Origin of the sequence: Thalassobacillus sp. CUG 92003 (assembly GCF_013618635.1) — a bacterium.
Taxonomy (GTDB): Bacteria; Bacillota; Bacilli; order Bacillales; family Halobacillaceae; genus CUG-92003.
On the sequence record NZ_JABLSJ010000008.1, the window covers coordinates 118799 to 130861 of the forward strand.

Annotated in this window: 11 protein-coding genes; 4 read left to right on the plus strand and 7 right to left on the minus strand. The window is 43.6% G+C overall.

Translation table 11 applies throughout. The features are described from left to right. Positions 1–147: 147 nt before the first annotated feature. The 5 genes from accA to dnaE form a co-directional block, all read right to left on the minus strand. Positions 148–1110 (minus strand): acetyl-CoA carboxylase carboxyl transferase subunit alpha, encoded by a 963-nt coding sequence (gene accA / locus HOP45_RS13395; RefSeq protein ID WP_181349825.1) that lies wholly within the window; start codon positions 1108–1110, stop codon positions 148–150. Continuing rightward, complete coding sequence (gene accD / locus HOP45_RS13400) at positions 1107–1967, minus strand: acetyl-CoA carboxylase, carboxyltransferase subunit beta (protein WP_181349827.1); 861 nt, start codon at positions 1965–1967, stop codon at positions 1107–1109. The genes accA and accD overlap by 4 nt, the downstream gene beginning before the upstream one ends. A gap of 93 nt (positions 1968–2060) precedes the next feature. Then, positions 2061–2669 carry a FadR/GntR family transcriptional regulator gene (locus HOP45_RS13405; protein WP_181349829.1) on the minus strand — a complete coding sequence of 203 codons (609 nt, stop codon included), beginning with the start codon at positions 2667–2669 and terminating at the stop codon, positions 2061–2063. A gap of 95 nt (positions 2670–2764) precedes the next feature. After that, positions 2765–3976 carry an NADP-dependent malic enzyme gene (gene ystJ / locus HOP45_RS13410; RefSeq protein WP_181349967.1) on the minus strand — a complete coding sequence of 404 codons (1212 nt, stop codon included), beginning with the start codon at positions 3974–3976 and terminating at the stop codon, positions 2765–2767. Between the two features lie 204 nt (positions 3977–4180). Then, positions 4181–7546, minus strand: coding sequence for a DNA polymerase III subunit alpha (gene dnaE / locus HOP45_RS13415; protein ID WP_181349831.1), 3366 nt, complete (start codon positions 7544–7546; stop codon positions 4181–4183). Between the two features lie 127 nt (positions 7547–7673). On the opposite strand from dnaE, the gene ytrH reads away from it, so the two are divergent. The 3 genes from ytrH (at position 7674) to HOP45_RS13430 (ending at position 8815) form a co-directional block, all read left to right on the plus strand. Beyond that, entirely contained in the window at positions 7674–8006 is a 333-nt protein-coding gene (ytrH, locus tag HOP45_RS13420; protein ID WP_181349833.1) for a sporulation membrane protein YtrH, read from the plus strand. Further along, positions 8006–8509 carry a sporulation membrane protein YtrI gene (gene ytrI / locus HOP45_RS13425; protein ID WP_181349835.1) on the plus strand — a complete coding sequence of 168 codons (504 nt, stop codon included), beginning with the start codon at positions 8006–8008 and terminating at the stop codon, positions 8507–8509. The genes ytrH and ytrI overlap by 1 nt, the downstream gene beginning before the upstream one ends. A gap of 108 nt (positions 8510–8617) precedes the next feature. Continuing rightward, positions 8618–8815: a YtzJ family protein gene (locus tag HOP45_RS13430; protein ID WP_181349836.1), complete on the plus strand. Its 198-nt coding sequence runs from the start codon at positions 8618–8620 to the stop codon at positions 8813–8815. A gap of 38 nt (positions 8816–8853) precedes the next feature. Here HOP45_RS13430 and HOP45_RS13435 read toward each other — a convergent pair whose 3' ends face one another. Further along, positions 8854–9804 carry a DHH family phosphoesterase gene (locus tag HOP45_RS13435; protein WP_181349838.1) on the minus strand — a complete coding sequence of 317 codons (951 nt, stop codon included), beginning with the start codon at positions 9802–9804 and terminating at the stop codon, positions 8854–8856. Positions 9805–9948: 144 nt separating this feature from the next. On the opposite strand from HOP45_RS13435, the gene HOP45_RS13440 reads away from it, so the two are divergent. Next, positions 9949–10245, plus strand: a complete 297-nt coding sequence (locus HOP45_RS13440) for a YtpI family protein (protein ID WP_181349840.1) — start codon at positions 9949–9951, stop codon at positions 10243–10245. Positions 10246–10339: 94 nt separating this feature from the next. Here HOP45_RS13440 and HOP45_RS13445 read toward each other — a convergent pair whose 3' ends face one another. Next, positions 10340–11653: a DRTGG domain-containing protein gene (locus HOP45_RS13445; RefSeq protein ID WP_181349968.1), complete on the minus strand. Its 1314-nt coding sequence runs from the start codon at positions 11651–11653 to the stop codon at positions 10340–10342. Positions 11654–12063 lie beyond the last annotated feature (410 nt).

Here is a 12063-nt window from a genome sequence, read left to right on the forward strand (position 1 = left end):
TCTGAAACAAGATTTAAGGTAACAAAAATAGAGTTGATTCACAAGTATAATGGGAAATAAAGAGGGAGTAAGCGAGGGTACTCCACTAAGATAACAAAAGCCGCACATCTGACGTGCGGCCACTTTCTAACAATTATACCCTATTTATCACAAATCTAACTGCGTATAATCCCCAATCTGTTTATATTTTTCCCAACGCTTTTCCAACCGATCCTCTTTGGAGAGCGCCTGCAGCTCCGCCATGCTGGACTCTAATACGTGATCAATATGGTCTGCCTGCTGCTTCACATCCCGATGGGCACCTCCGCGAATTTCTGGAATGACCTGGTCGATGACATGAAGCTGCTTCAAATCATAAGAGGTGATTTTCATCGTCTCAGCTGCACTTTGTGCTTGGTTGGAATCTTTCCATAACAAAGCAGCCGCTCCCTCCGGTGAAATCACAGAATAAGTGGAATTTTCCAGCATATGAATATGGTCCCCTACACCTAAGGCAAGAGCGCCTCCGCTCCCCCCTTCACCAATTACGATGCAAATGATCGGTACCGAAAGCCCAGCCATTTCAACTAAATTTCGCGCAATGGCCTCGCTCTGGCCGCGTTCTTCAGCTGCTTTACCCGGGTAGGCTCCTTTCGTATCGATGAAGCAAATAATCGGGCGGTTGAATTTATCAGCCTGCTTCATCAATCGAAGCGCTTTCCGATACCCTTCAGGGTGAGGCATCCCAAAATTACGCCGAATGTTTTCCTTTGTGTCTTTGCCACGCTGATGGCCGATGATGGTAACAGGCTCGCCCTTATATTTACCGATGCCTGACACTATTGCTTCATCATCACCATATAAACGATCTCCGTGCATCTCTAGAAAATCTGTGAACAAACAATCGATATAATCCAGAGTCGTCGGTCTTTCAGGGTGCCTGGCCATTTGTACACGATCCCAAGGGCGCAAACGATCATATACATCCTCTTCCAACTTCTCTAAACGCGTTTCCAGTGTGGCGATCTCATCATTCAAATCCATATCGCTCTCTTTGGTGAGGCGTTTTAATTCTGCTATTTTTTCCCGTAGTTCTACGACTGGCTTTTCAAAATCTAGGATTTGTTTCATGACGAATCACCTCCTGACTGATGAATATCTAAAATGGTATGCAGCACCTTGTGCAGGTCATGGCGATGAACGACTTGATCGAGTTGACCATGTTTCAACAAAAATTCGGATGTTTGGAAGTCATCAGGCAATTTTTCTCTGATGGTCTGCTCAATGATACGACGACCGGCAAACCCAATCAATGCACCAGGTTCTGCTAGATTATAATCCCCGATCGACGCAAAGCTGGCGGAAACGCCGCCGGTTGTAGGATGAGTCATTATCGAAATGAACAATCCGCCCTCAGCATGGTGCCTTTGGATAGCAACAGATGTCTTGGTCATCTGCATTAAACTGAGTACACCTTCTTGCATCCGGGCCCCCCCAGAAGCAGTCAAAATAATAAAAGGCAGCTTCTGTTTCCGTGACTCTTCGACAGCGTTGGCTATTTTCTCACCGACGACAGACCCCATGCTTCCCATACGGAAACGAGCATCCATGATGGCAAAACCTGTAGGTAACCCTTCCATTTCAGCCTTACCGGTCACGACAGCTTCATTTAACCCGGATTTTTTTCGGTCTTTTTCTAATTTCATCTCATAGTCCGGAAAGTTCAATGGATTCGTCGAGATCATTCCGGCATCCCATTCTTCAAAACTATCAGGATCAAACAGTGACTCAATCCGTTCATAAGCGTTCATTTGACTATGATGATCACAGTGGGGACAAACTTGCATATTGCGCTTTAGTTCTTTTCGATAATAGATTTTTCCACAGCCTGGACATTTTTGCATCAAGCCCGCGGGTATATCTTGTTTAGCTTCTTTGCTGGGCATCGGTGCATATTTTTTCTTTTTGCTGAAAAAATCTTTAAGCACGGATCTCCCTCCTTTGGGACAAACTGGTCTAAATTCAATATATCGTAAAACCGAGCAGAATGTGTAGTACTCAGTCGCGTCGATTTTGTCACGTCACTCGGACTCATACAGATCGTGAACATCAATAGGAGACCCATTCTTCAAGATGGACACCACGTTACTATAAAACCCATGATTGTAAGGCGATGGATGATAAGTTGAAATGAAATCATCTATTAATTCCCACATCCGCGTCAGGAGCTGATAATTATGAACCGTAAATAAATGCGAAAAAAATTGCTGATAAAGCTCCCGATCGTCCGACGTAAATGTTTCCTTCAAGATTCGCAGTTCCTGCAGCTCATGACCTTCCAGGCGACCTGCAAGATGGATAATGACTTCTTTTTCAAGCATTTGCCGAGCATGAATTAATTCTTCCCGCGTCCGCGACTCGTTCAAAATGAATGTCGACAACAATTCGATCGTTCGATTCGTCCGGTAAGCTTGAACGAATGTTCCTTCACCTCTTCTCGTTTCAATCAAACCTAGCAGCTCTATTGCTCTTAAAGCTTCGCGAAGTGAGGAACGGCTGACTTGCAACGTATCGCTGAGCTCTCGTTCCGATGGGAGTCTGTCTCCCGGAAGCAGCCCTTGAGCGGTGATAAACGCACGTATTTGTTGCAGCACTTCTTCATACACTTTTACCTTTGGCGGCTTATCCACGTTCGTGCGTCACTCCTTCTATTAAGGAAGGGTCATTTTCTTATGAGGAACCTTCACATGTAAATGGAAGAAAAGCCAAAACGGCTTCTCTTCCATTAATTATCCTCGTCAATCATCGTAAGCTGCCGCGTCTTCTCAGCTACTTCCTCAGGGTCCACATGATGGCGAGCCACACCCGATTCCATGGCTGCTTTAGCTACGCTAGCAGCTACTGCAGGCGCAACCCTTTTATCAAAAGGAGCAGGTATGACATAGTCTTCATTCAGTTCATCTGGCCCAACCAGGGAAGCAATAGCCTCTGCAGCAGCGATTTTCATCTTCTCATTGATTCGTGTCGCTCTGACATCCAACGCTCCTCGAAATATACCCGGGAAAGCAAGTACATTGTTAACCTGGTTCGGGAAGTCGGAACGTCCTGTCCCAATGACACGCGCGCCGGATGCTTTAGCATCTGCAGGCATTATTTCTGGTTCAGGGTTAGCCATGGCAAATATGATCGGATCATCATTCATGCTCTCTACCATCTCTTTAGATAGCAGCCCTCCTACAGAAACGCCTACAAACACATCCGAATCCTTCATAATTTCTTCTAGGCTTCCTTCTTGTTTATCTTTGTTCGTTATTTTAGCTATCTCATCTTTTACAGGGTTCATTCCATAACTGCGCCCTTCAAAGATCGCTCCTTTAGAATCGCACATGATAATGTCGCGGACACCGAAATGATAAAGAAGCTTGATAATCGCAATTCCAGCTGCTCCTGCGCCATTGGCTACTACTTTTATATCAGAAAATGATTTACCTACGATTTTAAGGGCGTTCATCAAACCGGCAACGGTAACAATGGCCGTACCATGCTGGTCATCATGAAATATGGGTATGTTCGTTTCTTTTTTTAACTGCTCTTCGATAATAAAGCAATTAGGTGCTGCAATATCTTCAAGATTAACACCGCCAAATGTCGGTTCCATTAATTTGACTGTTTGGACAATCTTCTCTACCTCATACGTATCAAGGCAAATAGGGAAAGCATCTACTCCAGCAAAAGCTTTAAAAAGTGCAGCTTTTCCTTCCATAACCGGAAGTGACGCCTCAGGACCTATGTTGCCCAGCCCTAAAACAGCTGAACCGTCACTTACAACGGCTACCATGTTCCCTTTCATTGTGTAGTCATAAACAGTATCTTTATGGTCATATATCTCTTTACACGGTTCAGCTACACCAGGAGAATAGGCTAAACTAAGATCTTTTGCATTCTTGATTGGAACTTTAGAGTGCGTTGCCAGTTTACCTTTATTTACCCGATGCATGTGCAATGCTTCATCTCGTAGATTTGACAAGTATAACCCGCTCCTTTTATAGCTCAATATAATATACGTTTTAACGGCTTAGGTGGTCTGACCACCGTAACTTCTTAATTATAACAGATGCAAAAATCGTGTAAAGAACATACCATCCAGACAAAATGCCGGACTTAGCAAACAAAAAGGCGGGGTAGAATGGGTGGATGTAAATCACGCTTCAGTAGACACAGGCTTTATCGCAACTGACGCTTTCCCAAAATAATCATACAATGCTCGCAAACAATCGTTAGTCAATTCTAAATTAAATGATGCATCCAATTGATATGTCTTTCTCGTCTCTGCGTTAAACACGATAACAGGCGTATTCCCTGGGAAATAGGACGCGATTTGCTGCAGAGCTTGTCGGGCTTCCTGTTGATCCTGCTGATGGATTCTTACAAAAACTCGTTTAGCAGCAGGAGGCTCACTTTTGACAGTTTCTTGGTAAGGCTGCAGTTCCGCGATCAGCCACTGCAGTTTATGGTTCCGTTTTTCTAATTTCCCTTTGAAGGTGACCATCATCTGCTCGGTCAGCCAGGGCTTCACTTTACGATGAATATCAGGGAACAAGACCCCTTCCATTTGGTGGGCTTCATCACTCAGTTTAATGAATGCCATGGGGTCACCGCGTTTTGTTCTGATTTCCTTAATTTCATCTACTACAGCACAAATATGAATCTGGCCAGTTAACGCAGATTGTTCAGCTTGTTTTAATGAGATGTAACCCTGTTGACGTAACTGCTCTCGGTGAATGCCCAGTGGATGATCAGATAGATATGTTCCAAGTACTTCTTTTTCCATGGCTAAATTTTTCAGAGTAGGAAATGCCTCTTGTTCGATGTATTCTGCTTCTAATTCCAAGCCACTTTCAAACCAGGACGTTTGACCGTCAAATTCTTTGAATAACTCCCCTTGTTCCATGGCCTGGTCAATCGACGCCAATAAAGTAGCCCGATTCTTACGGGTTTCATCTAGTGCTCCGGCTAAAATCAACGCTTCGATCACCTGCCGGCTTACTGTACGTGAAGGAACACGCAGACAAAAATCATGTAAGCTTTTAAATGGGCCATTGCTTCGTGCTTCGACAATATCTTTTGCAGCTTGATATCCTACTCCCTTAACCGCTATCAACCCCATACGGATCCTTCCCTGGTCTACTCGGAAATAGGGAACGCTGCTATTTATAGAGGGGTGCAAGACTTCTACACCGAGCCCCTTAGCCTCACGAATGTAGTTGGCTAATTTATCATGGTGACCTGTATGAGCATTCATAAGTTCTGCCAGGAAGAACGAAGGGTAATGAGCTTTCAAATAAGCCAATTGATAGGAAATGATACTGTAAGCCACAGCGTGACTTCGGTTAAAACCGTAGTTTGAAAATTTCACAATCCATTCGAAAATTTCCGTGGCAACCGCTCTGTCATAACCTCGAGCCACGCATCCCTCGATAAATGCTGTTCGTTGTTCTTTCAACTCAGCATCTTTTTTCTTGCTGACGGCACGGCGCAAAATATCGGCTTGTCCTAATGTGAAACCTGCTATTTTTTCCGCCACTTGCATAATTTGTTCTTGATACACTAATACCCCGAACGTCTTTTCTAATAGAGGTGCGACATCGGGATGCGGATATTGAACCCTTTCAAGTCCGTGTTTACGATTGATATAAACCGAAATATATTCCATCGGGCCAGGGCGGTATAAGGCGTTCACCGCTACTACATCTTCAAAATGAGACGGCCGTAGACGCTGCAGGACACCTTTCATGCCACTTGATTCCAATTGGAATATGCCGTTTGTTTTCCCTTCTTTTAAAAGCTCATAAGTCAACGCATCGTCGAATGGAATATCTTTCACTGAGAAGCGTTGCTTTTGAGTGCGGTTCACCTGGTGTTCGATTCGCTCCATCAAGCTTAGATTGCGCAACCCTAAAAAATCCATTTTCAACAATCCGATTGATTCCAAATCCTCCATCGCGTATTGCGTCAAGGCAACATCCTCGTGCCCGCTCGTTAAGGGGACATTCCGGACCAGGGGGACTTCACTGATGACAACGCCTGCAGCATGCGTCGACACATGCCGGGGCAGCCCTTCTAGTCCTGCAGCCACTTTGAACAACTTCTTCAATTTTGGTGATTGCTGAATGTATGAAACGAGTTCACTAGACTTGCGGACGGCCTCGCCTAATGATAATCCAGAGTTTGCCGGGATATGCTTAAGGATGAAAGCTGCTTCCGACTGTTGAACGTCCATGACTTTAAAAAGTTCGCGCAATAGACTGCGGGCAGCAAAGGTTCCGAATGTTATAATTTGGGCTACCTTATCACGTCCATATTTTTCTGCTACATACTGAATCATTTCATCTCTGCGATGGTCAGGGAAATCAATATCAATATCTGGCATCGTCATGCGTTCAGGGTTAAGGAAACGTTCGAAAAGCAAATCATATTCCAGCGGATCAACTTCTGTAATGCCTAATAAAAAAGCTACAAATGACCCTGCCGCCGATCCACGGCCAGGACCGACTTTTATGCCTTCTCGCTTGGCATACGCCACAAAGTCCCAAACAATTAAGAAATAATCACTGAATTGCATCGATGTAATAATATTAAGTTCGTATTCCATCCGATCAATAGCTTCCGAACTCGGTTCATCAAAAAGACGGTGTAATTGGTCCTGACATAACTGCCGCAAATACGTATCCGCTGTCATCTCCTCGTCCAACGGGTAAGAGGGGAGCAGGTGTGAATCAAACGAAAGATTTACGTGGCAACGCGAAGCAATATGATCGGCTGCCTCTAATACTTCTGGCCACCACTTAGCGTACGCGTCCTGCATCTCTTCAGGAGCAGGGTAATGATGATTCTGTAATTCAGCAGGCACACGTTCTTCTGCCCAAATGTCGCCTTCTCTCATAGCTTTTAAACATGTATAGGCTAACGCATCCGGCTTATTTTTATAACGAATATCTTGAACAGCGGTCACATTAACCTGATAGTTCTCGACAAACTGGCGTAAAGCATGGGCTGCCCGTTGTTCTGATTCCTCCCCGTGATCCTGGACTCCAAGATAAAATTGTTCAGTGCCAAGCCGATTTTTCCAAGCCTCAACAGTCGCTGCCAAACCCTCCTCTTCACCTTCAACGATGGATCTAGCCCACTCCGTTTCTGTCACAGGCAAAATGCCAAGAACATCATCAATATCTTCTATGTCTTCTTCTTTTAAATAGGCCTTTTCATCTAATTGCTGCCTAGTGCTCAGGGAAAGCAACGTCTGGTACCCATTATTGTTGAGCGCCAGCAGAATCAGAGGGTATTTAAACTCATTGGACTCTATGTATAGGGTCAGCCCTATTATCGGTTTGATATTTGCCTGTACACAAGCTTGATAAAACGACACTGCTCCATACATGACGCGATCATCCGTAAGTGCCGCCGCTGAATAACCTAACGCTTTTGCTTGCTCAGCTATATCCCCCGGCGTTAATGTACTGTGCATGAGGGTGTAACTGCTTCGACACTGCAATTGGGTTCCTGACATTGATTTCACCTTCTCTCTTCTTGTTATTATACCGAAAACCTGAAATGGATTGAAACCACTCAGCATATCCAATTTTTCATCTGAATATAATGCAATAAAGGACGTGCCTGCATAAGGAGAGTGAAGAATGGATGAACGTCTAGTCATATCAATGATTCACTGCTTTTTCATCGCTTTCGGCGTGGTAATCGGAGGGGCGATTATAGGAAGTATCGGCGGATTTATTACTGGCGAAGCCCCTATGACATCTATTTATCGAATTGCTAAACGTTTACGGATTTGGGCCATCGTAGCAGCTATTGGAGGCACATTTGATGCAATCAGCAACTTTGAAAAAGGTATTTTTGAAGGCTCACCCTTTGATTTGTTCAAACAAGTAATGGTGATTGTTTCCGCTATGGGAGGCGTCCAAGCGGCCCTTTTAGTATTTTCATGGGTTTTACATGAGGATGTCACCTAATGCACATCCCTCCATATTATAAAAGAAGAGAATGGCAATGGCTGTTGACGGGCGTTGTGGTAGGTGCAATCATTGCTTATATATTCTTTTTGTTTATTCACGGGCGCATATATGAAAGGATTACCGAGGAGAGTATTGATCTGCAAACTGAATTGACACAGCTTGAGTCAAAATATGAGGGGCTGTTGGAATCGCAAGAACAAGAAGAAGAGCAAAAAACGGATATCCAGCAAATCCAAGAACTTGAAGTGGCCTTTATCAATGACGATCGGCTCGAGGTAGATCGACTCACTAAACATCAGTTGGAAGCAATGGTTAAAGACGAATTGCAATCCATTATCGGTAAACAAATAGAAGATTTGGCCCAAAACCCTGACTTAGTGATCTCTGTAATTGAAAATAAACGATTTAAAATCGATGATGTCAATTATTTATTGGAGGTACGCTTCCTGGCATTAGCCCCGCAGACACGATTGAGAATCATGATTGCAATAGACCATTAACAAAATGGGTTATCAAAAACTGGCAAAACAAAAAACTGGCAATCACGATTGAATTTTTATACAATTAAATTAATATCTTGAACAATGCCAAAAAGGGGTGATGATGCAATGTTGATCCTCGACAGTCATAGGCAAATTGAAGAGAAGGTCGCTCAGTTAGTAAGTGGCTATACGGCATTTGTTGAAACAGAAGAGCTCATCCGTTTAATGAAACGCGAAGTACAAAAACATCAATTACAAGTCCATTTCGATAAAACTGACAGCGGATGCTGGATCATCCCTCTAAGAGATGATCAGTGTTCCTGACACGTAACGCCTGAGGAAAGTCTTCTCAGGCGTTTTTTTTATTGCTCTTTGTAAATGCGGCAAGCTTCATCTAGTTCTTGCGAGATTGTTTCTGTCTCCTCCCACGAGTAAGCTGTCGCGCCCGCAGCCATAGGATGGCCTCCTCCGTTATGCCGGGAAGCTATTTCATTCACTGCAGGCCCTTTTGAACGAAGCCGGACCCTGATCAACTCGTCTTCTTCGATGAAAAAAACCCAGGCCAGAACATCTTCAATGTCTCCAAGGAGACCCACAAGCTGACTGGTTTCCATCGGGGACACATGATACGCTTCCAAAATATCTTTTGTTATAGTCACAACAATGTGGCCTGACGAAGAAACCGAGAAATGCTGCAAAATATATCCTTTTAATCGTGCGAGATTCATTTTTGTTTTATACATATTATCGTAAAGGTCTGATCGATCAAAGCTGTACATCACGAGTTCGGCTGCGTATTCAAGTGTCTTCCTGCTCGTGCTTGGAAACAAAAATCGTCCTGTATCCCCGACTATACCAGCATAAGCTAACCGAGCAGCATTGTCATTAAACGTTAACCCATCATCTTTAGACGAAAGGAACACTTCAAAAATCATTTCGGAGGTAGAACTGGCTGTCGTATCTACCCATTGAATATCGCCATATTCATCGACGGTTGGATGATGATCAATTTTTATCAGCTTATCTCCCAATTTATAGCGTTGATCATCTATCCTGGCTTGATTTGCAGTATCACATACGATGACCAATGCCTGTTCATAAGCTTCATCAGGAACCTTATCCATGCATAATAAGTAATTCAGTGATTCATCTTCCAATCCCGTTACGAAGACGTTTTTTTCCGGGAAGCTTGTCATTATCATTTCAGCCAACGCGCCTTGTGACCCATAAGCATCAGGATCAGGCCTTACGTGACGGTGGATAATAATCGTATCATAAGCTTTAATCGTATCAACAATATCATGAACAACCATCGTTTCATTCCTTTCTCCATCTCTTACAAGATGGTGCGGCTACCTCCATATTAAATCATAGATTTTAATCAATCGGTAGCATAAATTCATAAAACAAGCTACAATTGATACCGGATTTGAAAACTTACACAGGAGTAGATGCACGTGTTTATTTTTTCGGCGCTTATCCTTATTTCGCTGGTTATGTATGTTTATTACAAAGTCACTATCATTAAAACGAAGGACCCCTTAATGCAAGAATATCAAAATAGCAAAGCACGGATATGCCTGGGCTCATTTATCTTGTTTTTTGCTATCAATCAATATTTAGCTTACGAAACCCAACTATCCTTATTTATAGGAATCGCATTTATCTTAATCGGGGTATTTCAAATTCGTTTTGGTACGAAAAGCCTTCAGCATTATAAACGTGAATACCAAAGAACGCGCGTTATCGATTGACTCCCTGATGGTGTCAACTTAATGTGCAGCCTGATTTACACGTGAGGATTATATAGCCTGCACGTGTAAATCAGGCTTTTTAAGTTGAGCCGGACTACCTGTCAATCAATTGCGCCATAAGTAAGGACTTCCCTACCAACGCACCTTCGTTAAAGACTTCCACATCAACTTTCGCAAATTTACGTCCCACCTCTAATAAATGAGGTTTTATCTCCAGTTCACTTTCAAGCTGCACAGGCTTAAGAAAGTAAATCGAAATATTTTCTACGACAAGATCACCTTTTTTATACTTTCGCAGTAATCGACTTGCCGATTCAGTGACCAACGACGTAAATACGCCATAGGAAAGCGAGCCTAACTGATTGGTCATCTGCGGGGTCACTTGCGTGTCGAAGGTAATGTCTTTTTGTTCACCTTCCTTAATGACCATTTGTTTGGATACCAGATCATCAATGGTTTCACCCACTTGAGGCTGACGTTGTAAATGCTGAAGGGCTTTTAAAACATCCTGCCTTGAGATGATCCCTTGAAATTTATGATGGTGATCGACTACAGGCATCAATTCAATCCCTTCCCACACCATAACATGGGCTGCATTCGCCAATGAGGTCCGGGTGTTAACGGTCATCGGATGACGTGTCATAACACGATCAATGGGTGTTGTCTTCGCTTCACCTATGACATCCTTGGACGTTACAACGCCGACCACTCTATTATTTTTATCTACCACCGGGTAACGGCTGTGCTCGGTTTGCTCGTTAAGTTGGTGCCACGTGGCCACTTGGTCTTTCGTCGTCAAATAGTGAGACTCTTTAAACGAGGTATATATATCGTCAACCAGGACAATTTCTTTTTTGATGAGCTGGTCATATATTGCACGGTTGATCATGGTAGCTACTGTAAATGTGTCATAGCTTGTCGATAGGATCGGTAAATGTTTCTCATCGGCCAGCTTTTTTACGTGATCGTCTGTATCAAACCCGCCAGTTATTAATACGGCTGCGCCTTCTTTAATGGCCAACTCGTGAGCATTGGTCCGGTTTCCTACAATTAAAAGTGATCCTGCTTCCGTGTAGCGCATCATAGCTTCTAATTTCATAGCGCCGATCACAAACTTATGGAGTGTTTTATATAGGCCCTCACGTCCTCCTAGGACTTGACCATCAATTATCTTGATAATCTCAGCAAACGTTAACCGTTCGATATTTTCTTTCTTCTTTTTTTCAATTCGAATCGTACCAACACGCTCGATTGTACTAACCAAGTTTTGATTTTCCGCTTCCTTGATTGCACGATAGGCTGTCCCTTCACTTACATCCAACGTTTTAGCAATTCTTCTGACGGAGATCTTACTTCCTACGGATAGTGAATCAATGTGCTGGAGAATCTGTTCATGCTTAGTGGCCAAAATCCTCACCATTCTTTCCATCTGTACTAATAATTTTGCCTCTAATTGTTATTATACAGATGATACAGTTCCCGTGCAATTTTTCCCATTAGCTCAGTTAAACGTTGTTGTTGTTTACTCACAAAACCTTATTTTACTATCCGGCACGACTACCTGGTTTCAAATAAGCGGTTGGGGATAGAAGATTTGCCTTGCATGAGCTAAATAGTTCCGGCTCGTGACACTTCCCTCACGTCTATACGATAAGCCAACATCGGACCACGTCGATTCTCTGTTCAGCCTGTCTATTGAAGGGGCCATTCTTCAATATAAGGTAGGGTTGGCTGGGAAATGACGAGACTCCCGCGGGAAAAGGAGCTCGACGAGACCCCGCAGGGAGCGAAGCGACTGAGGAGGCTCGACGGGTCCCC

Excerpts from the sequence above, each read along its gene's own strand:
- ytrH (WP_181349833.1), top strand. The coding sequence starts at position 7,674 with ATGGATGAACGTCTAGTCATATCAATGATTCACTGCTTTTTCATCGCT.
- HOP45_RS13430 (WP_181349836.1), top strand. The coding sequence starts at position 8,618 with ATGTTGATCCTCGACAGTCATAGGCAAATTGAAGAGAAGGTCGCTCAG.
- ystJ (WP_181349967.1), bottom strand. The coding sequence starts at position 3,976 with ATGCATCGGGTAAATAAAGGTAAACTGGCAACGCACTCTAAAGTTCCA.
- HOP45_RS13435 (WP_181349838.1), bottom strand. The coding sequence starts at position 9,804 with ATGGTTGTTCATGATATTGTTGATACGATTAAAGCTTATGATACGATT.
- dnaE (WP_181349831.1), bottom strand. The coding sequence starts at position 7,546 with ATGTCAGGAACCCAATTGCAGTGTCGAAGCAGTTACACCCTCATGCAC.
- ytrI (WP_181349835.1), top strand. The coding sequence starts at position 8,006 with ATGCACATCCCTCCATATTATAAAAGAAGAGAATGGCAATGGCTGTTG.
- accA (WP_181349825.1), bottom strand. The coding sequence starts at position 1,110 with ATGAAACAAATCCTAGATTTTGAAAAGCCAGTCGTAGAACTACGGGAA.